This window comes from Methylobacterium sp. D48H (genome assembly GCF_053345715.1).
In genome coordinates, this window is sequence record NZ_JBKFAP010000024.1 from 1 (window position 1) to 18,852 (window position 18,852).

Sequence of the window (18,852 nt, forward strand, 5' to 3'; positions counted from 1 at the left end):
CCGGCGCTCGACCCCGGCAAGAACCTCGACCCGCATCGCCTTGATCCGATGACTTTAACGCCAGCATTAAGGTCAGACGTCGGGCACGAGGCCCCGTCTCACAAGGCGGCTCTCACCGGAGGCGTACCAATCGGGTCGATCCCGAGGCGTTCAGCGCCTTGGCACGAGCATACGCCGCGTACGATGCCGACGACGACCTTCGTGCGGCGGTGCTGTTCGGACATGGAGAGAACTTCACGCGCGGCATCGATGTCGATGCTTTCGCCGCCGCCCTGAGGACGGGCACGGCGCGCGCGCCCGATGCCGACGGCATCGATCCGTTGGGCCGACGTGCCTTACTGAGCAAGCCGCTCGTTGCGGTCGTGCATGGCGACACCTGGAACATGGGCCACGAACTCTTCCTCGTGGCCGACATCCGGATCGCGTCCACCGAGACGCGCTTCGCCCAGGACGAGAACACCCATGGACGCTTTCCAGGAGGAGGCTCGACGGTGAGGTTTCCGAGGGAGGCCGGTTGGGGCAACGCGATGCGCTACATGCTTACTGGCGACCATTGGGGAGCCGTGGAGGCGCGCCGCATGGGGCTGGTACAGGAAATTGCCCCGAACCCTCGCGCCGCCTTGGAACTGGGGTTGGGCATCGCGGCAAGGATAGCTCAATGCGGTCCACTGGGAATCAAGGCCACCCTGGCATCTGCCCGCAATGCGGTCGACCAGTGGGAGGGAAGGGCCTTCTCCAACCTCGGGGAGCAGTATCGCGCCCTCTATGGCACCGAGGACTTTCTCGAAGGCCGAGAGGCCGAGGCCGAGGGGCGGCCGCCCGTCTACCATGGCCGATAAGCTCACTTGCACCGTGACCGAGACTGCTTGGCTCGTTTCCGCCGCGGTCATACTCTGGGGTAGATATTCCGATCACGGTAAGATCGTGCCGTAGGCTATGTGTCGTGTCTGCTTATCTGCGTGCGACACCGGAAAGCGGATATTCGGAAATCCACCCTGAGCGTTCCTTCCGATAGCGACCCAACCCGGTCGGAAAGTCGGATTTTCTTCGGCCTCGAAAGCAGACATCGGCATGCCGTAGGTCACCGTCGACCTGCGGCCTCCAAGCTCGTGCGGTCAACGATCTCAACTGCGCCTCGACGAAGTTCGATTAGACCCGCCTCAGCCCATTGCGCCAGGATGCGGCTCACGACCTCGCGTACGCTGCCAACGTCGTCTGCAAGCTTCTGGTGGGTCACCGCTGCAACGCCTTGTGGATTGGCCTCGGCCAGGAGCCGTTGGGCGAGGCGCTGCTTCAACGGTGCAAACGCGACCTCGTCGATCAGCGTGAATAAGCCGGCCATCAGCCGGGTGTAATCGTCCATGACGAAGCTGCGGAAGGCGGCGCTCTCGCCCAGTAGGTGCTGGAATGTGGTCACAGGTAGGGCGGCGAGTTCGGTCCGTTCCTCCGCCACGCTCTGCGCCGGGAAAGTGCCGCCGGACAGGAGGCACTGTGTGGTCAGGGCGCAGGTCCCGCCGGGGCCGACCTTGTAGATTAGCACCTCGCGCCCGCCGTCCGACATGCGAAAGACACGCGTGCGGCCCTCCAAGCACATCAGGTAGTTGGCGCACTCGCCATCGAGTTCATAGGCGGTGGCGCCCGCCTCCAGAACCGGGAAATGCACGGTTCCCCGAGCGATCTGGAGGTGTGCCGGGCTGAGAGCTTGGAGCAACGGAAACCGGTCGATCCAACGTTCGACGTTCTGGGCATCCATCATGGCTGGCATTGTTCCCCGGGCCTCGACGACGGGTTGATCGTCCGGCTCGCGTTGCGTTTTTCTCCCGCCGCGCCGGACTTGTGTGACTTGGGTCACCGACCGGGTTCAGCGGCTCAGCATAGCATTGAGCGATAACGAACACGACAAGGGCACCTGCCACGCGCGGTGCCCCCCGGGAGTGAACCGATGCGTCGCCTCGCCCTCAGCTTCATGCTCGCAGCCCTCGCCGCCGGCCCTGCCGTGGCCGAACAGGATCTGTTGCTTGGGGCCGACATGAGCACACCCGCCATGACAAAGGCCGAGATGAGCCGCGCCGACGTCGAGGCGATGATCAACGCCGCGGACGGCAAGCCCATCGACCTGCATGACAAGGCGCTGTCGGGCCTCGATCTCTCCGGGCTGAACCTTCGTGGCGCCAACCTGCGGACCGCCCGCCTGAACAAGACCAACCTGCGCGGCGCCGACCTCAGCGGCGCGAACCTCGAACAGGCGTGGTTCCTGAAGGCTGACCTGTCCGGCGCCAAGCTCGCGGACGCCAGAATGTTCGGCATCACGGCGCGGGACGCCAACCTCAGCGGGGCCGACCTCAGCCGGTCCATGCCTATCGGAGACTTCAAGGGCGCCAACATGGCCGGCGCCACGCTGGTTGACCTCAAGGGCGGCGCCGACATCAAGAACCAGTCCATGGGCCTGATGCGCGCCGTGTTCGTTTCGGTAAACCTCTCCGGTGCGAACCTGAAGGGGGCCAACCTCGGTCGCTCGCGCTTGGAATACGCCGACCTCACCAACGCCGACCTCACCGACGTCGTGCTGATGGGGTCCGACCTATCGGGCGCCAACCTTACCGGAGCGACCGTGTCCGGGGCCGACTTCAAGAACGTCGACGTCAGCGGCGCCCGCCTCGTGTCGCTCAAGGGCCAGGACAGCGCCAAGGACTGGTCGGCACGCGTGAACGTCGACCGCGCGATCACCCAGGCCGCCAACTAAGCCCCGCCTTCACCAATCGATCACGAGGATCGCATCCATGACCACCCGTCGCTTCCTGCTCGGCGCTCTGGCCGCCGCTACCCTGCTGTTCGGCTCGGGGGCGAATGCCGCCGAGGCGGTCTTCACCCCGGACGCCTTCGAGGCGGCTCAGAAGGCGGGCAAGCCGATCCTCGTCCATGTCACCGCACCCTGGTGCACCGTCTGCGCGGCGCAGAAGCCGATCCTCGCTAAGCTGGAAGCCCAGCCCCGGTTCAAGGATCTCCAGGTATTCGATGTCGACTTCGACAGCCGCAAGGGCGTGTTGAAGCGGTTCGGCGTGACGAGGCAGAGCACCCTGATTACCTTCAAGGGCGAGAAGGAGACGGGGCGCTCAGTCGGCGACACCCAGCCGGAGTGGATCGAGGGCGCCGTCGAGAAGGCGTTGTAGGTCGGTCATGGCCACGACGTTCGGCCTCGCGTTCCTGGCCGGGATCCTCTCGGTGCTGTCCCCCTGCGTGTTGCCCTTGCTGCCGCTGGTTCTGGGCGCGGCCGCATCGGAGCACAGGTTCGGCCCCGCCGCCCTGGCTGCCGGCCTCGCGCTGTCCTTCGTAGCCATCGGGCTGTTCGTGGCGACCGTAGGGTTCGCCCTCGGCCTCGACGCCGATGTCTTCCGCACCGTCGCGGCCATTATGCTGGTCCTGATCGGGCTCGTCCTGATGGTTCCGGCCGCCCAGACCCGGCTTGCCGTCGCCGCCGGCCCGGTGAGCAACTGGACCGAGAGCCGGTTCGGTGGCTTCTCGACCGCCGGGCTCCTGGGCCAGTTCGGCGTCGGGCTGCTGCTCGGCGCGGTCTGGAGCCCTTGCGTCGGACCGACCCTCGGGGCCGCGTCTCTCCTCGCGTCGCAGGGGCGAGATCTGGGTACGGTGGCGGCGACCATGATTCTGTTCGGCCTCGGCGCTGCCCTGCCGCTCCTGCTCCTCGGCACGCTGTCCCGCGAGGTGCTAGTGCGCTGGCGCGACCGGATGATGGGGCTCGGTAAGGGCCTGAAGGTCGCCCTGGGTGCCATCCTCGTAGCCACCGGCCTGATGATAGCCACGGGCTACGACAAGGCCGCGGAGACCGTCCTAGTCAACGCCTCGCCGGCTTGGCTCACGAAGCTGACTACTCGCCTCTGATCGTCCGGATCGTTGGGAGCATGTCCGCTCGGGTGCTCGTGCGGCGCAAAAGCAGACCAGCAAAAATCCACCCCGAGCGGTCCTCCCCTCGCGAACCACGCCGGCCATACGGCTCGTCGTAGAAGCTCTACCCTGAGCAGACTTCCCTCGACCAAGCAGCTTCCTGCACCGCATTGCCTTGGACGACTTTTGGCAACAGGGGTTCACCCCTCTACGATGAGCGTGGCCGCAACCAGATCCTCTAGGGATGCGCCAACGGACTTGAACACTGTAATCTCTTCGTCGCTAAAGCGGCCAGCCTCCGCCCCGCTGCAAAGATCATGCAGGTCGCCGACGAGACGGTCCGCGGACCACATGCCATCGGCGATAGGCTGGGTAAGGTCACCGGCCTCGCGCAGGGCCCCGGCACGGGTATCGACATAGATCCGGGCGATGCGCATGAGCGCGTCGTCGCTCTCCCGCATCGTGGGCGCGAAGGCATAAACGAGGTCGACATGGGTTCCGGGACGGACGTCGCGGCCGAGCACAAGCGGCTGCGTAGAGGTCGTGGCGCAGCTTACGATGTCGGCCGCCGAAACCGTTGTCGAAAGATCAGCCGCTGGTTCGGCAGGAAGCCCTTCGTTTTGCAGCCGCGCCGCCAAAGCCTCAGCCTTCGCCGCTGAGCGGCCCCAGACTAACACGCGCTGAAGCGACCAGACGGCGGCGTGCGCGTGGGCGAGCGCGGGCGAGAGGTTGCCGGTCCCGATTAGGGCGAGCACCGTGCTGTCGCGACGAGAGAGGTAGGTTGACGCGAGTGCCGAGGCGGCGGCGGTTCGCTGGTTCGTCAGCGCCTCACCATCGATCATCGCACGGGGTGCTCCCGTCCTGCCGTCGAACAGGACGTACACTGCATGCACGGCGCCAAGGCCGCGCTCGGCGTTACGGGGAAACACGTTCACCAGCTTGACGCCCAGCATGTCGCCCCGACGCCAAGCAGGCATGGCCAGCAGGCGGCCGGGCACTTCCTTCGTTCCGACTTCGTGAGCCGTCCGGATTGGGGCTTCGATGATGGAGGTGGCGAATGCGTCGCGCAGGGCTTCGATCAGGCGCGCATGGTGGAGGGCGGCATGGACCGCATCACGGTCGAAGAACGGGATCACAGGATCACCCTCGGATTCGCTTCGACCGCTGCGGCGCCGAGCGCAGCCGTTAGGGGACGTTCGGTGGATGATAGGTGAAGGTCGCCATCAGCACAGCCGTTCGGACCTCACGGCTTCAGATGTCGTCACTGCGTCGGCCTCCGTGCCGATCCCCGCCGGAACCAACCGTACCGCTCTCAACCCTGAACGGTCCTACGGCTTGCGACCCAACCCGGTCGCTCTGGCGAGAGCGCGAGCGCCTTAAAAGCAGACAGATCGCAATCCGCGTCTCGTGTCCGGTCGAATTTGGGGCCACCCCACAGGATCCTAGGCCGCCTGTAGCTTTGGCTCCGCGTTGAGTTGGTCAATTAGCGCCGCCCGCATCGCCATGAGCCCTGCCATCCGGATCAGCGCTGCCGGTATCGAGATAAACTCCGGAGGGGAGTAGTACCCCATGAACACCCGCCCCACGTCGTAGGCGAGCAGGCAAGTGAGGCCACCGAAAACCATCGTCGCTACGATGCTGACGACGGGGCGCTCCTTCCTCCACGCAAAGATCGAGGTTTGCGCGTTGTAGCGTCTGAGGCAGAACCACGTGATCGTCAGCGCCAAGGGCGCCAAAGCTACCGTGCCGATGATTCCTTGGAAGATCGGAATGGCTATGGCGTCACCATCGTGGGGGAGCGCTCCCGACTTCAGAACCGCGGTCCAGAAGAGGAAATCCGTGACCGGGCCGACCATGATCGCCAGCCATGTGAGCAGCCACAACGGCTTCGCGGTGGATGGCATCCGGTCCCTTCAGTCTCGCGACGTCCGCTCTTATGCCTCTCCCGCTTGGAAGCAGATAGGCAGAAACCCACCCCAAGCCGCCATTCGGCTTGCGACCCATGCCAGACGCCGATGAGGCGTTCAGTGCACCTTAAAAGCGGACGTTTTTGATTGGCGGCATCTATCTCAGTGCTATCTCCATAGATACCTCCGACGTTGAGACGACACGAGAATCTTGAGATGTTGCCTGCCAGGGCATTCCCAGCCATGAAGGCTCAGCCTCGTGCGTAAGACATATCCTTCATCGTGATAGACACCGACCTCACAGCGCGCCGGCAGGCTGCGCTGGCTCGCTACGCGATCCTCGACACCGAGGCAGAAGCCGAGTTCGACGCCATCGTCCAAGCGGCCTCCGCCGCCTGTGGGGTGCCTGTCGCACTGATCTCGCTCCTCGACGCCGGCCGGCAATGGTTCAAGGCGGAGACGGGCTTCGGAGCGCGCGAAACCCCCATCGCCTCCTCGATCTGCGCGTACACCGCCGAGCAGCGCGACGTGCTCGTAATCCCCGATACGACCCGCGATCCGCGCACCGCCTACAACCCGCTGGTGACCGGCTCGCCGCACGTGCGCTTCTATGCCGGCGCGCCGTTGGTGACCGCCGACGGCCTTGGGATCGGGGCGTTGTGCGTCCTCGACACCAAGCCCAATCAGTTGAACGCCACGCAGACGCTGATCCTACGCACGCTGGCGAGCCAAGCGATGGCGATGCTCGAACTGCGCCGTGCCTTGAAGGACCGGCGCGAGAGCGACCGCCGGAATACCGCGATCCTCGACAGCGCTATCGACTACGCCATCGTTTCGATGGATTTGAAGGGTCAGGTCACCAGCTGGAACACCGGTGCCGAGAGCATCCTTGGATGGTCCTCGGCCGAGATGTGCGGGCAGACCGCGCACGTGTTCTTCACCGAACTCGACGTGCAGGACGGCATCCCCGAGACCGAGATGGGCTCGGCGCTCGCGCATGGGCGCGGCACCGACGAACGCTGGCACCTGCGCAAGGACGGTAGCCAGTTCTGGGCCAACGGCGAGATGATGCCGCTGCTCGATGAGCACGGTACGCCCGAGGGCTTTCTGAAGATCCTGCGCGACCGCACGGTCCAGCGCCAAGCCGCCGAGCTACAACGGGCGAATGCCGAGTTCATGCGCGGCGTCCTCGCCTCCTCGGCCGATTGCATCAAGGTCCTCGACCTCGACGGCGGGCTCACCTTCATGAACGAAGGCGGTCTCCAAGTGATGGAGATCAGCGACTTCAACGCGGTCAAAGGATGCCCGTGGCCCGACTTCTGGCAAGGCCCAGGACAGGGGGATGCCCTCGCCGCGCTTGACGCCGCGCGAGCCGGCGGGATCGGTCACTTCCAAGGGCCGGCCGTGACCTATGCCGGCACGCCGAAGTGGTGGGACGTGCAAGTGACGGCGATCCCAGGCGCGGACGGCCGTCCGGAACGGTTGCTCTCCGTCTCACGCGACATCACCGCCCAGAAAGCGATCGAAGGAAATCTAGCCCGCAGCGAAGCGCGCTGGCGTGGCCTGTTCGAGGGCATGCAGGAGGGCTTCTTCCTCGGCGAATTGATCCGCGACGCGGACGGGCGCGTGATCGACTACCGGTTCTTGGAGATCAACCCGGCCTTCGCCCAGCAATCCGGCCTACCCGCCGACAGCATCGGTCGGACGATCAAGGGCCTCGTGCCCGATATCGATCAGTGGCTGCTTGATACCTATGCCGGCGTCGTCGAGACGGGCGAGCCGACCATGTTCGAGATCACCGTGCCGAGCTTGAAGCGCACCTTCGAAGTCCGCGCCAATCGTGAGCACGAGGAGCGGTTCAGTTGTCTGTTCCTCGACATTACGTCGCGCCGGAACGCCGATAGGCGCCGGGCGGCGATGGCCAAGCTCAGCGACCGGTTGCGCGATGAGACCGACAAGGCCGCCATCGCCCAGATCGCTGCCGACGTCATAGGCAAGACCCTCGGTCTCAGCCATGCCGGTTACGGTCACATCGACCTGGAGCGGGAAACCATCGATGTCACCCAGGAATGGTCGGCCGCCGGTCTACAGAGCATCGCCGGGCTGCACCATTTTCGCGATTACGGATCGTATATCGAGGAGCTCAAGGCCGGGTACGATGTGATCATCCCGGACACGACAGGGGATCTGCGCACGGTCGCTGACGCGGCCGCCCTCGCCGAGATCGACGTCGCTGCCATCCTCAATCTGCCAGTGATGGAGCGGGGTCGGTTCGTCTCGCTGTTCTACGCTCTGCACGCGACGCCCCACATCTGGCTCGACGAGGAGATTGCATTCGTGCGCAACGTCGCCGACCGCACGCGCGCGGCGATTGCTCGTATTGAGGCCGAGGAACAGCAACAGGTTCTCAACCAGGAACTCAGCCATCGGCTGAAAAACACCCTGACCCTGGTGCAGTCGATCGCCTCGCAGACCTTACGGAACGCCGAGAACGTCGACGAGGCCCGTGAGGCCCTGGCCGCGCGCCTGATCGCGCTCGGCAAGGCGCACGACATTCTGCTGAGCGGACGCAGCGACAGCGCGCCGATCTCAGCCGTGATCGAGGGGGCCTTGTCCCTGCATCAGGACCGGGCGGGCCGCTTCCGGCCCTCCGGTCCGGAACTCAGTATCGGTCCCTCGGCCGCCCTGTCACTCGGCCTGATGCTGCACGAACTGGCGACCAACGCGACCAAGTACGGCGCACTCGCCAAGCCGCAGGGACACGTCGATCTCGTCTGGACGGTGCACGGTGCGGAGGCCAACGCCGAGTTCAAGCTGATCTGGACCGAGCACGGCGGTCCGCCGGTGACGCCGCCACGCCGACGGGGGTTCGGCTCACGCCTGATCCAGCGTGGGCTTGCCGGCGGGGCCGTGGACGTCCGCTATCCCCCCGAGGGGGTGGTCTGCACGCTGACAACCTCGGTCGCCGATCTCATGGCGGGCGGCTGAACCCCGCGTCGATCCGACAGGACCTTTCGCACAGGCCGGACATTGAGGGGCATGACCCCAGATCTCTCAGATGCCCAGCCCTGTGCTCTCGTCGTCGATGACGACAGTATGATCCGCATGGATGCGGTCGACATCCTGGAAGATGCGGGGTTCATGACCTTTGAGGCCGCGTCCGGGGACAAGGCTCTGCTCGTGCTGGAGGAACATCACGCGTGCATGACGCTGCTGTTCACCGACGTGCAGATGCCGGGCACGCACGATGGTTTTGCACTCGCCCGCAAGGTCGCCAGCGCCTATCCGCACATCTCAATCGTCGTCGCATCGGGGCTGACCAAGCCGGGACCCGACGATCTCCCGGACGGCGCGCATTTCATCGCCAAACCGTTCAGCGCGAAGATCGTGCATCACCATCTGCACGAAGTTCTGCCGGATGAGCGGAAGCCGGATCCACTGCGCAAAAAGAACCCCGCTTGAGCGGTATGGGTATGTCTGCCCCAGCTCGGACGCGGGCACACGGGCGTCCGCTTCGGTGCATTTGCTCCCGATAGCGGACGGGCTGAAATCCAGCCGACCCCGCCGTTCAGAGGTGCCAGTTGGCGTGTCTGTGAATGGCCGAAAGTGGCCGGTCCGCTTCGGCGATGACCGGCTAGAAAAGCGGACGGCCTCCGATCGACCCAGCACAGCCATTCATACGCGGCCGTTCGGATCCCGAAAACGGATGTATCTTCCGCCGCGTTCGGGATCACAAAGTGACTGCTCCGGCGGATCGTCCCGGTTGGCCTCTACACCGGCTGGGTCGGCTGGGAGGGCATCCGCCACGGCCACCAGGACCAGGCTGCCAGCGCCGACGTGAACGTACGCGGTTGAGGGACTACCCGGGCCATTGACCTTCCAACGATGGGAAACCCCATCTCGTCGTGACGGTCATCCGAAGGAGAGTGTCATGATCCGCTTGAAGGTCGAGAAGATGGGGTGCGGCGGCTGCGCCAAGTCCGTGACCCGTGCCGTGCAGGCCATCGAGCCTGATGCCCGGGTCGAGGTCGATCTCGCATCGAAGGTCGTGACGGTATCGGGCACCGCGGTTCCGGCGGACCGGATCGTCCAGGCCATTACCACCGCAGGATATCCCACGGAGGCCATGCTCGCTGCGGCTTGAGCCCCCTCGACGGCAACCAAAATTGCATTCGGGCATTCCCGTCCCACCGGCGGACATGGTCCCGCCGCTTGAAAGGGTGTAAGCCAGGGCCATGAGCCTCGACCGGCAAATCGTGCGCCTGATGGCGGCGATGATCCTCGCGATCATCGCCTACGTCGCGCCGTCCGCCGTTCAGGCCCACGAGGGTCATGCGCACCACGGCCACCACATGGCCGCGACGCAGCCGAAGGTCGTCCTCGCGAAGACCGAGGCCGCGGCGGTGCCGGCGAGACCGGTGGTCCGCGCCGAAGCAGCTGCTTGGTCCAAGGTCTCGCTCGCCCCCGTCGAGGTGGCCCGCATCGAGCCCGCCGAGGACGGTTGCTGCCGGCCGGGCTGCAAGACTCGCTGCTGCGGGACGATGACCTGCTGCGTCACCGGCGTCCTCACCGGTCCTTATGCCCTGTCGCCGTCCCTGTTCCGGACCGTCACGCTGATCCCGCGCGACGTCGCCGGCCGCGCCGGCCCGGGTCCCGAGGCCCTGCCCAAGCCCCCACGAACCCTCGCGTGAGATGAGACGCGCCTGAGGCGCGCGACGCCCGGAGTGCGCCCGCGTTCGGCGCCGCTCGGACATCCCACCGCGAGGATACCGTTTCCATGTCGACCCGTCTTGCCGCCGCCCTCGGCGCGGTGGTGCTGTCCGCCGCCGTCCTGTCGGGGCCCGTGCTTGCCCACGAGGGGCACGACCACGGCGCCGCCCAGCCGCCCGTCTCGAAGACCATCGCCCCGCGCGGCGAGGCCGTTTCGGATGCCTTCGAGCTCGTCGCCATCCCGCGCGGCGGCACCCTCAACCTGTTCCTCGACCGGTTCCGCACGAACGAGCCGGTGACGGGCGCGACGGTCGAGATCGAGACCCCGGAAGGTCCGAGGACCGCGATTGCCACGCCCGAGGGCGGCTACGCGCTGCCGGCCCCGTGGCTGTCGAAGCCCGGGCGGCACGAGTTCGCCGCCACCGTCACGGCGGGGGAGGACGTCGACGTGCTCGCCGTCTCGGTCACCGTCCCGGACGGGAAGGCCACGACGGTCGCTCCGCCGCCGACGGCCCCGACACAGGCCGTGACGTCGCGCGTCTCGGAGGTCGCCCGCGGCATCCGCGAGCGCCTGGGCGAGGGTGACCCGACGCTGATCGGCGCGGTTGCCGTGGCTTTCCTGCTCGGCGTCCTCGTGGCCGGGCTCGCCCGGGGCCGCCGCAGCGGCCCCGCGGTGACCCTGCTCGCCGTCGGCATCACCATCGCGCTGGGCACCGCCGCCTTCGCGCACGGTGACGATGACCACGGTACACCCGTTCAGGGGGCCGCGCTGACCGAGCCGCGACCGGGCACGCCCGCCGCTTCGGACCTGGCGCAGCGTCTTCCCGACGGCTCCGTGTTCGTGCCGAAGCCGACCCAGCGTCTGCTGGTCCTTCGCACGACCCAGACCGAGAAGGGCAGCTTCCACCGCTCGGTCGAGCTTCCCGGACGCATCATCCCGGACCCGAACGCCAGCGGCGTCGTCCAGTCCTCGGTCGGCGGCCGCCTTTCGCCGCCGGCCTCCGGACTGTTCCCCCGCCTCGGGACGCGGGTGCGCAAGGCCGAGATCCTCGCAACCGTCACTCCGCCGATCCAGGCAGTCGACGCCTCGGACATGCGCCAGACCCAAGGGGATCTCGACCAGCAGATCTCCATCGTCGAGCGGCGGGTCGACCGCTACCGGCGGCTCGCCACGACCGCGGCCGTGCCCCAGAGCCAGCTTGAGGACGCGGTCGCCGAGCTCAAGGGCCTGCAGGACCGCCGCGCGGCTCTCGACAAGATCCGGCAACAGCCGGAACCGCTCGTCGCGCCCGTCGACGGCGTCGTCGCCCAGGCCGCGGCGGTCGCCGGCCAGATGGCCAGCCCCGGCCAGATGGTCTTCCAGATCGTCGACCCGAACCGCCTCTGGGTCGAGGCGCTGAGCTTCGACGCCCTGACGCCGGCTAAGGACGCCACCGCGCGGCTCGCCGATGGCCGGACCCTCAAGCTCGCCTACCAGGGCTCGGGCCTCGCCGACCGCAACCAGGCCATCCCCGTGCAGTTCGCCGTCCAGGGCGACGCCTCCGGCCTGCGGGTCGGTCAGTTCGTCACCGTGCTGGCCGGAACCGACACCGAGCAGTCTGGCCTAGCGCTGCCGCGCGCCGCGGTCGTGCGGGCCGGCAACGGGCAAGACGTCGTCTACGAGCACGTCACCGCCGAGCGCTTCGAGGCGCGGCCGGTCCGGATCGAGCCGCTGGACGGCGGCCGGGTGCTGGTGGCGGAGGGGATCGGACCCGGCAAGCGGGTCGTGACCCAGGGCGCCGAGCTCCTCGACCAGGTCCGCTGAGGAGGCCGCCGGTGTTCACCTTCCTCGTCGGCCAGTCGGTCCGCAACCGCCTTCTCGTCCTCGCGCTCGCCGCGGTGCTGGTGCTCTACGGCGCGCTCAGTGCGACAAAGCTGCCGGTCGACGTCTTCCCCGACCTCAACAGGCCCACGGTTACCATCATGACCGAGGCCGAGGGCTACGCGCCCCAGGAGGTCGAGCAACTCGTCACCTACCCCATCGAGACCAGGATGAACGGGTTGCCGGGCGTCTCCCGGGTGCGCTCGGTCTCGGGCGTGGGCCTGTCCATCACCTACGTCGAGTTCGACTGGGGGACCGACATCTACCGGAATCGGCAGCAGGTCGCCGAGCGGCTCTCGCTGGTGCAGGACCAGCTTCCCCGCAGCGTGACCCCGGTCATGGGCCCGATCTCCTCCATTATGGGCCAGATCCTGCTGGTGGCGGTGACAGGCGAGACCGCGACCCCCATGCAGGTGCGCGAGGTCGCGGACTTCACCATCCGGCCGCGGCTGCTGACCATCCCGGGCGTGGCGCAGGTCATCCCCATCGGCGGCGAGGTGCGACAGTTCCGGGTCGGCCCGAACCCGGCGGCGATGCGCGCGCTCGGCGTGACGAACGCCCAGCTTGAGGCGGCGCTCGCCCAGTTCGGCACGAACGCGGGCGGCGGCTTCACCGACCAGAACGCGCGGGAGTACCTGATCCGGAACATCGGCCGGACCATGAGCCTCGACGACCTGCGCAGCCTCGTCGTTGCGACCGTCAAGGACGCCCCCGTGTATCTGCGGCAGGTCGCGGAGGTCTCCTTCGCCGCCAAGGTGAAGCGCGGCGACGCCGGCTACATGGCCAGGCCCGCGGTCATCGTCTCGGTCGAGAAGCAGCCGGACGTCGACACGGTGCGGCTAACCCGAAGCATCGAGGCCGCCCTGAAGGAGCTCAACCCGACCCTGCCCGGGGGCATCAAGGCCGACCAGGTCCTGTTCCGGCAGGCCAACTTCATCGAGACCTCGATCCGCAACGTCGAGCGCGTCCTCGTCGAGGCCGTGCTGGTGGTGGCGGTGGTGCTGTTCGCCTTCCTCCTCAACGTGCGCACCACGGCCATCTCGCTGCTGGCCATCCCGGTCTCGGTGCTGACTACCGCGGTGGTGTTCCACCTGTTTGGGCTGTCGATCAACACGATGACCCTCGGCGGGCTGGCCATCGCCATCGGCGAGCTCGTCGACGACGCGGTGGTCGACGTCGAGAACATCTACCGCCGGCTCGGCGACAACCGGCGGGCGGGCAACCCGAAGGGCGTGTTCCAGGTGGTCGTGGAGGCCTCCAACGAGGTCCGCTCCGGCATCGTCTACGCGACGCTGATCATCATCCTGGTGTTCGTGCCGCTGTTCGCCCTGTCGGGCATCGAGGGACGCCTCTTCGCCCCTCTGGGTGAGGCGTACATCATCTCGATCCTGGCGAGCCTGCTCACCTCCATCACCCTGACGCCGGTGCTGGCGTCACTCCTGCTGCCGGGCCTGAGGAATCTGGAGGAGCACGACAGCCGCCTGCTGAAGCTGCTCAAGCGGGGCAACGCCGCCCTGCTGCGGGCCGCGTTCCGGCACCAGGGCCTGCTGGTCGGGACGGTCGCGGTCGCCGTGGCCGCGGCCAGCATCGCCGCCTGGAACCTGCCCCGGGCCTTCCTGCCGCCGTTCAACGAGGGTTCGTTTACGGTCAGCGTGACCTTCACCCCGGGCATCTCGCTCGCCGAGAGCAACCGGGTCGGGCTGATCGCGGAGAAGCTGCTGCTGGAGATCCCAGGCGTGAAGGCGGTGGGCCGCCGCACCGGGCGGGCCGAGCTCGACGAGCACGCCGAGGGCGTCCATTCCTCCGAGATCGACGTGGCCCTCGACGAGGCGACGAAGCGACCGAAGGAGGCGCTGGTCGCCGACATCCGCGGGCGCCTCGCGGCCCTGCCGGTGGCGGTGAACGTCGGCCAGCCGATCTCGCACCGGCTCGACCACATGCTCTCGGGCGTTCGCGCCGAGATCGCCCTCAAGGTCTATGGCGAGGACCTCGACGCCCTGCGGCGGATCGCGAACTCCCTGCGCGACCGGATGGCGGCGATTCCGGGCCTCACCGACCTGCAGGTCGAGCGGCAGGTGCGCATCCCGCAGTTGGAGGTGCGGGTCGACTACACCCGGGCTGCCCTCTACGGGGTCCAGCCCGCCGCGGTGGTTGAGCAGATCAGCCGCCTCTCGAACGGGCGGGTCGTCTCGACGGTGGTCGACGGCGTGCGCCGCTTCGACGTGGTCCTGCGCCTGTCCGAGGACCGCCGGACCACCGTGGGCCTGGGTGACCTCCTGCTGGAGACGCCCTCGGGCTGGGTGCCGGCGCGCCAGGTAGCCGACATCCGCGAGACCGACGGGCCGAACCAGATCCTGCGCGAGAACGCCCGCCGCCGCATCGTCGTCCAGGCCAACACCGACGGCGGCAGCGACATGGCGACGATCGTTGCCGCCATCCGCGAGGCGGTGGCGAAGGAGCCGCTGCCGCCGGGCTTCTTCACCAGCTTGGAGGGCACCTTCCAGGCACAGGAGGAGGCGAGCCGGACCATTGCGGCGCTCTCGGCGCTGTCATTGGCCCTCGTCTTCGCCATCCTGTTTAGCCGCTACCGCTCGGCCGCCCTGGCCCTGATCATCATGGGCAACGTGCCCCTGGCGCTGATCGGCTCGGTGGCGGCGCTGTGGCTCGTGGGCCAGCCGCTGTCGGTAGCGTCGATGATCGGGTTCATCACGCTGACCGGCATCGCCGCGCGCAACGGCATCCTGAAGGTCAGCCACTACCTGAACCTGTCGCTTCACGAGGGGGTGCCGTTTGGACAGGACCTTGTCGTGCGCGGCAGCCTGGAGCGGCTGACCCCGGTGCTGATGACAGCGCTCTCGGCGGGCGTCGCCCTGGTGCCGCTGCTCCACGACGCCGCAAGCCCGGGCAAGGAGATCCTGCACCCGGTGGCGGTGACGATCTTCGGCGGCCTCGTCAGCGCGACGCTGCTCGACACCTTCCTGACCCCCGTCCTGTTCCTGCGCTTCGGCCGCAAGCCGCTGGAGCGGCTGCGCGCGTTCCATGCCGAGACGCCGGCCCACCCATTCCCGGACGGCGCGCGCCCGCGCCCGGCCGAGGCCTACTGACCCGCACAACCCGGGAGACCGAGAATGATCCTACCCAGACTGGCCTTGATCGCCGCCCTGCTGACTGCGTCCGCCGTCTGCGCCCACGAGGCCGCGGGCCAGCACGGCGGGCGCGTGGCCGATGCGGGCGACTTCCACGTCGAGCTCGTGGCCAAGGGCGAGAGCGTCGACGTCTACGTCTCGGACGCCAAGCAGAAGCCGGTGCCCGCCACGGGCTTCAAGGGCACGGCCATCCTCGTCGTCGGCGGCAAGCCGGCCCGCGTCGCCTTGGAGCCCGCCGACGGCAACCGCCTGACCGGCAAGGCCGCTGCGGCGCTCGGCGACAGCCCGAAGGGCGCCGTGCAGCTCACCGCCCCGGACGGAGCCACCGCGAGCGGCAAGTTCAACTGATCACCACGCCGAAAGAGAGAGAAGACCCATGACGCAATTCCGCACCATCCTCGCCGCCGCCCTCATGTCGACCGGGCTGGCGGGCGCCGCCCTCGCGCAGGGCATGCACGACCACGGCTCTACGTCCGGCAAGGAGGCGCGCTCGATGGGTTTGATGAAGCCGGACCTCAAGGACAACGCCTCGACCAAGGAGTTCAAGGCCGCCGACATGGCGATGATGAGAGACATGGACGTCCCCTACTCGGGCGACGCCGACGTCGATTTCCGAACCCACATGATCCCGCACCACAAGGGTGCGGTCGCCATGGCCAAGGTCGCGCTGAAGCATGCCAAGGACCCCGCCACCGAGGCGATGGCCCAGAAGATCATCGACGACCAGACCACCGAGATCTCCGACATGGAGGCGTGGCTGAAGCGGCACGGCAAGTAGGTCTCGGGCCGGCCTCCCGGAATGCCGGGGTACTCAACGCTTGGGGCGGGCCTTCCCGCGCGGCGCCGGGGGTTCCGACACCGTCTGGGCGGGGGACGCGTGGCAGGCCGGGACATCCGCACCGGTCTTCAGGCTGGCGATGATGGGGCAGTCCGGTCGCCCGTCGCCGTCGCAGGCGTCGGCCAGGGTGCGCAGGGCGTCGGCCATCTCGTTGAGTTGGCGGGCGCGATCCTCAAGCTCACGGACGTGCGCCCTGGCGATGGCCTTCACGTCGGCGTTGCTCCGGCCGGGGTCGCTCCAGAGCCCGAGCAGCACCCTGATGCGCTCCAGGGAGAAGCCGAGGTCCCGGGCGTGCCGGATGAAGCCGAGCCGGTGCAGGTCGGCGGCGCCGTAGTCCCGGTATCCGCTGTCCCGCCGGTCGGCCGGGGGCACGAGGCCGATGCTTTCGTAGTGCCGGATCATCTTGGCCGAAACCCCGGAGGCCTGGGCAGCCTGACCGATGTTCATGACGGAACCAACCCCGTGTTGACCTTACTATGATGGGAAGGTTCACAACCCTCCGCAACACTTGACTACCGACCCTGCCCGCCGCCCCGCACCGAGGGCGCGCAGGGCGGGACCGTTCCATCGTCCCACCCGGAGCCTTCGATGCAAGCCACCGCCACCCGCAAGGCCGTCCTCTATCGGATGGCCACCCCCGAACACACCTGTCCCTACGGCCTGAAGGCCAAGGACCTTCTCGAACGCCAGGGCTTCGAGGTCGAGGACCACCTCCTGACCGACCGTGCGGAGACCGACCGGTTCAAGGCGGAGCACCAAGTCAAATCGACGCCCCAGACCTTCATCAAAGGCGAGCGCGTCGGCGGCTTCGACGACCTGCAGCGTCACTTCGGCAAGGCCGCCAACGACCCGAACGCCCCGACCTACACGCCTGTCATCGCGGTGTTCTCCATGACTGCGCTGATGGCGCTGGCGGCGAGCCACGCGGTCTACGGCACGCCGTTCACGATGCGCGCGGGCGAGTGGTTCATCGCCTTCAGCATGTGCGTGCTCGCCCTCCTGAAGCTGCAGGATGTCGAAAGCTTCTCCTCGATGTTCCTGGGCTACGACCTCCTCGGCCGGCGCTGGGTGCGCTACGCCTACGCCTACCCGTTCCTGGAGGGCATCGCCGGCGTCCTGATGGTGGCGGGCGCCCTGAACTGGATCTCGATCCCCGTCGCCCTGTTCATTGGCACGGTCGGCGCGATCTCGGTGTTCAAGGCGGTCTACGTCGACAAGCGGGACATCAAGTGCGCCTGCGTCGGCGGGTCGAGCAAGGTGCCGCTCGGCTTCGTCTCGCTGACCGAGAACGTGATGATGGTCGCCATGGCCCTCTGGATGCTGGCGGTGCACCATTGAGCGCCGCCTTCGCCGCCCCGGGCTGGCTCCACGCCCTCGCCGTCGCGTCCCTCCTGCTCGGGGCCGCCTGTTCGCTCCTGCTGTCGGTGCAGGTGATCCGGCACCCGCAGCACATGGCGGTGATGAACATCGTCTGGCCGGTCTGCGCCCTGTTCGGCACGCTGGCCGTGGTCTGGGCGTACTACCGCTACGGGCGGCTCTCCACGATGGAGGCGCACCACCGCGCCATGGAGCGGGGCGACAAGCCGCCGAACATGACGCAGACCCCGTTCCCGGTGATGGTCGGGACGGGGGCGCTCCACTGCGGTAGCGGCTGCATGCTCGGCGACGTCGCCGCCGAGTGGCTGGCCTTCCTCGTGCCGGCGGTGGCGGTCTGGTTCGGCTGGCACTCGCTGTTCGAGGAAAAGATGTACGCGGTCTGGGTGCTGGACTTCGTCTTCGCCTACGCGCTGGGCGTCGTGTTCCAGTATTATGCCATCGTGCCGATGCGGGGGCTTTCGCCCGGCAAGGGACTGGTCGCGGCCATCAAGGCCGACACCCTGTCGCTGATCTCGTGGCAGCTCGGCATGTACGGCCTCATGGCCCTCGTGCAGTTCCAGCTCTACCCGGTCCTCGCGGGGCGGGCGGCGCCGGTGAACTCAGTCGAGTTCTGGTTCGCCATGCAGCTCGCGATGGTGGCGGGCTTCCTCACGAGCTACCCGGTGAACTGGTGGCTCGTAAGCGTCGGTATCAAGGAGCGGATGTAATTCGGTCGTCTGTACTGTGTGTAACCCTCGAAAGCCGGCCGGCGGAACACAAACCAACTCAGCCGTTTCATAGCACCCGCTAACGAAGCCGGAGTTGGCCGAACTCGGTCCATCCGCTTCAATGAGCTGGTGGGAAAAATTGAACCTGACTTCACCAGCGCCTGCTCTGAGTTTGGTGGTGGTTCAGGCGACACACGCCCGTTTGAAACTAACTCGTTCGCGTCGGAAACCCCAGAACCGAGATCTGTCGGGCTCCCACGAACTCTGTATGACTGATTTCTACGGCGCCGCCTCCGATGAAGGAACGAGGTTTGCTGAACGCCAAAAAATCATCACAAAATTCGATCAAAACGTTCGATACGTTCCGTTGGAATGATCGGTTCGTTGCGGCCATGATTGGGGCAGA

General features: G+C 67.2%; 19 protein-coding genes. 15 read left to right on the forward strand and 4 right to left on the reverse strand.

The genetic code is table 11. The annotated features are described in order from the left end of the window. The first annotated feature begins 65 nt into the window (after nucleotides 1–65). Nucleotides 66–839, forward strand: coding sequence for an enoyl-CoA hydratase-related protein (locus ACLBX8_RS25755; RefSeq protein ID WP_447716017.1), 774 nt, complete (start codon nucleotides 66–68; stop codon nucleotides 837–839). A 242-nt stretch (nucleotides 840–1,081) separates the two neighbouring features. Here the strand turns inward: ACLBX8_RS25755 and ACLBX8_RS25760 are convergent, their stop codons facing one another. Further along, the gene (locus ACLBX8_RS25760) at nucleotides 1,082–1,756 is read right to left on the reverse strand and encodes a Crp/Fnr family transcriptional regulator (protein WP_447715968.1); all 675 of its coding nucleotides are present in this window, start codon (nucleotides 1,754–1,756) and stop codon (nucleotides 1,082–1,084) included. Between the two features lie 186 nt (nucleotides 1,757–1,942). Between ACLBX8_RS25760 and ACLBX8_RS25765 the strand changes: the two genes are divergently transcribed. The 3 genes from ACLBX8_RS25765 to ACLBX8_RS25775 are packed head-to-tail and all read left to right on the forward strand — an operon-like array spanning nucleotide 1,943 to nucleotide 3,897. Further along, the gene (locus ACLBX8_RS25765; protein WP_447715969.1) at nucleotides 1,943–2,743 is read left to right on the forward strand and encodes a pentapeptide repeat-containing protein; all 801 of its coding nucleotides are present in this window, start codon (nucleotides 1,943–1,945) and stop codon (nucleotides 2,741–2,743) included. 37 nt (nucleotides 2,744–2,780) lie between these two features. Beyond that, a complete protein-coding gene (locus tag ACLBX8_RS25770) occupies nucleotides 2,781–3,170 on the forward strand; it encodes a thioredoxin family protein (RefSeq protein WP_447715970.1) in 390 nt (129 codons plus the stop codon). A 7-nt stretch (nucleotides 3,171–3,177) separates the two neighbouring features. After that, entirely contained in the window at nucleotides 3,178–3,897 is a 720-nt protein-coding gene (locus ACLBX8_RS25775) for a cytochrome c biogenesis CcdA family protein (protein WP_447715971.1), read from the forward strand. Between the two features lie 203 nt (nucleotides 3,898–4,100). On the opposite strand, the gene ACLBX8_RS25780 is transcribed toward ACLBX8_RS25775, so the two are convergent. Together ACLBX8_RS25780 and ACLBX8_RS25785 are read right to left on the reverse strand one after the other, a co-directional pair. After that, nucleotides 4,101–5,036, reverse strand: coding sequence for an ornithine cyclodeaminase family protein (locus tag ACLBX8_RS25780; protein WP_447715972.1), 936 nt, complete (start codon nucleotides 5,034–5,036; stop codon nucleotides 4,101–4,103). Nucleotides 5,037–5,342: 306 nt separating this feature from the next. After that, complete coding sequence (locus tag ACLBX8_RS25785) at nucleotides 5,343–5,804, reverse strand: hypothetical protein (RefSeq protein WP_447715973.1); 462 nt, start codon at nucleotides 5,802–5,804, stop codon at nucleotides 5,343–5,345. Between the two features lie 285 nt (nucleotides 5,805–6,089). Here ACLBX8_RS25785 and ACLBX8_RS25790 point away from each other — a divergent pair, with 285 nt between their 5' ends. From ACLBX8_RS25790 to ACLBX8_RS25825, 8 genes are all read left to right on the forward strand, one after another. Continuing rightward, nucleotides 6,090–8,795 carry a PAS domain-containing protein gene (locus ACLBX8_RS25790; protein ID WP_447715974.1) on the forward strand — a complete coding sequence of 902 codons (2,706 nt, stop codon included), beginning with the start codon at nucleotides 6,090–6,092 and terminating at the stop codon, nucleotides 8,793–8,795. Between the two features lie 51 nt (nucleotides 8,796–8,846). Then, nucleotides 8,847–9,269 carry a response regulator gene (locus ACLBX8_RS25795; RefSeq protein ID WP_447715975.1) on the forward strand — a complete coding sequence of 141 codons (423 nt, stop codon included), beginning with the start codon at nucleotides 8,847–8,849 and terminating at the stop codon, nucleotides 9,267–9,269. A gap of 469 nt (nucleotides 9,270–9,738) precedes the next feature. After that, nucleotides 9,739–9,951 (forward strand): heavy-metal-associated domain-containing protein, encoded by a 213-nt coding sequence (locus tag ACLBX8_RS25800; protein WP_447715976.1) that lies wholly within the window; start codon nucleotides 9,739–9,741, stop codon nucleotides 9,949–9,951. Between the two features lie 91 nt (nucleotides 9,952–10,042). Continuing rightward, the gene (locus ACLBX8_RS25805; protein ID WP_447715977.1) at nucleotides 10,043–10,498 is read left to right on the forward strand and encodes a hypothetical protein; all 456 of its coding nucleotides are present in this window, start codon (nucleotides 10,043–10,045) and stop codon (nucleotides 10,496–10,498) included. 86 nt (nucleotides 10,499–10,584) lie between these two features. Further along, entirely contained in the window at nucleotides 10,585–12,321 is a 1,737-nt protein-coding gene (locus tag ACLBX8_RS25810; protein ID WP_447715978.1) for an efflux RND transporter periplasmic adaptor subunit, read from the forward strand. A gap of 11 nt (nucleotides 12,322–12,332) precedes the next feature. Beyond that, nucleotides 12,333–15,482 (forward strand): efflux RND transporter permease subunit, encoded by a 3,150-nt coding sequence (locus ACLBX8_RS25815; RefSeq protein WP_447715979.1) that lies wholly within the window; start codon nucleotides 12,333–12,335, stop codon nucleotides 15,480–15,482. A 24-nt stretch (nucleotides 15,483–15,506) separates the two neighbouring features. After that, complete coding sequence (locus ACLBX8_RS25820; protein WP_447715980.1) at nucleotides 15,507–15,872, forward strand: hypothetical protein; 366 nt, start codon at nucleotides 15,507–15,509, stop codon at nucleotides 15,870–15,872. 28 nt (nucleotides 15,873–15,900) lie between these two features. Continuing rightward, nucleotides 15,901–16,302 carry a DUF305 domain-containing protein gene (locus tag ACLBX8_RS25825; RefSeq protein WP_447715981.1) on the forward strand — a complete coding sequence of 134 codons (402 nt, stop codon included), beginning with the start codon at nucleotides 15,901–15,903 and terminating at the stop codon, nucleotides 16,300–16,302. A gap of 33 nt (nucleotides 16,303–16,335) precedes the next feature. Here the strand turns inward: ACLBX8_RS25825 and cueR are convergent, their stop codons facing one another. Then, nucleotides 16,336–16,809: a Cu(I)-responsive transcriptional regulator gene (gene cueR / locus ACLBX8_RS25830; RefSeq protein ID WP_447715982.1), complete on the reverse strand. Its 474-nt coding sequence runs from the start codon at nucleotides 16,807–16,809 to the stop codon at nucleotides 16,336–16,338. 141 nt (nucleotides 16,810–16,950) lie between these two features. On the opposite strand from cueR, the gene ACLBX8_RS25835 reads away from it, so the two are divergent. The 3 genes from ACLBX8_RS25835 (at nucleotide 16,951) to ACLBX8_RS25845 (ending at nucleotide 18,822) form a co-directional block, all read left to right on the forward strand. Continuing rightward, entirely contained in the window at nucleotides 16,951–17,700 is a 750-nt protein-coding gene (locus tag ACLBX8_RS25835; protein ID WP_447715983.1) for a MauE/DoxX family redox-associated membrane protein, read from the forward strand. After that, nucleotides 17,697–18,446, forward strand: a complete 750-nt coding sequence (locus ACLBX8_RS25840) for a DUF4396 domain-containing protein (protein ID WP_447715984.1) — start codon at nucleotides 17,697–17,699, stop codon at nucleotides 18,444–18,446. The genes ACLBX8_RS25835 and ACLBX8_RS25840 overlap by 4 nt, the downstream gene beginning before the upstream one ends. A 94-nt stretch (nucleotides 18,447–18,540) precedes the next feature. After that, complete coding sequence (locus ACLBX8_RS25845) at nucleotides 18,541–18,822, forward strand: hypothetical protein (RefSeq protein WP_447715985.1); 282 nt, start codon at nucleotides 18,541–18,543, stop codon at nucleotides 18,820–18,822. Nucleotides 18,823–18,852: the final 30 nt, after the last annotated feature.

Coding starts and splice junctions, on each gene's coding strand:
- cueR (WP_447715982.1), bottom strand. CDS start 16,809: ATGAACATCGGTCAGGCTGCCCAGGCCTCCGGGGTTTCGGCCAAGATG.
- ACLBX8_RS25810 (WP_447715978.1), top strand. CDS start 10,585: ATGTCGACCCGTCTTGCCGCCGCCCTCGGCGCGGTGGTGCTGTCCGCC.
- ACLBX8_RS25795 (WP_447715975.1), top strand. CDS start 8,847: ATGACCCCAGATCTCTCAGATGCCCAGCCCTGTGCTCTCGTCGTCGAT.
- ACLBX8_RS25800 (WP_447715976.1), top strand. CDS start 9,739: ATGATCCGCTTGAAGGTCGAGAAGATGGGGTGCGGCGGCTGCGCCAAG.
- ACLBX8_RS25835 (WP_447715983.1), top strand. CDS start 16,951: ATGCAAGCCACCGCCACCCGCAAGGCCGTCCTCTATCGGATGGCCACC.
- ACLBX8_RS25765 (WP_447715969.1), top strand. CDS start 1,943: ATGCGTCGCCTCGCCCTCAGCTTCATGCTCGCAGCCCTCGCCGCCGGC.
- ACLBX8_RS25825 (WP_447715981.1), top strand. CDS start 15,901: ATGACGCAATTCCGCACCATCCTCGCCGCCGCCCTCATGTCGACCGGG.
- ACLBX8_RS25805 (WP_447715977.1), top strand. CDS start 10,043: ATGAGCCTCGACCGGCAAATCGTGCGCCTGATGGCGGCGATGATCCTC.
- ACLBX8_RS25775 (WP_447715971.1), top strand. CDS start 3,178: ATGGCCACGACGTTCGGCCTCGCGTTCCTGGCCGGGATCCTCTCGGTG.
- ACLBX8_RS25760 (WP_447715968.1), bottom strand. CDS start 1,756: ATGATGGATGCCCAGAACGTCGAACGTTGGATCGACCGGTTTCCGTTG.
- ACLBX8_RS25770 (WP_447715970.1), top strand. CDS start 2,781: ATGACCACCCGTCGCTTCCTGCTCGGCGCTCTGGCCGCCGCTACCCTG.
- ACLBX8_RS25785 (WP_447715973.1), bottom strand. CDS start 5,804: ATGCCATCCACCGCGAAGCCGTTGTGGCTGCTCACATGGCTGGCGATC.
- ACLBX8_RS25820 (WP_447715980.1), top strand. CDS start 15,507: ATGATCCTACCCAGACTGGCCTTGATCGCCGCCCTGCTGACTGCGTCC.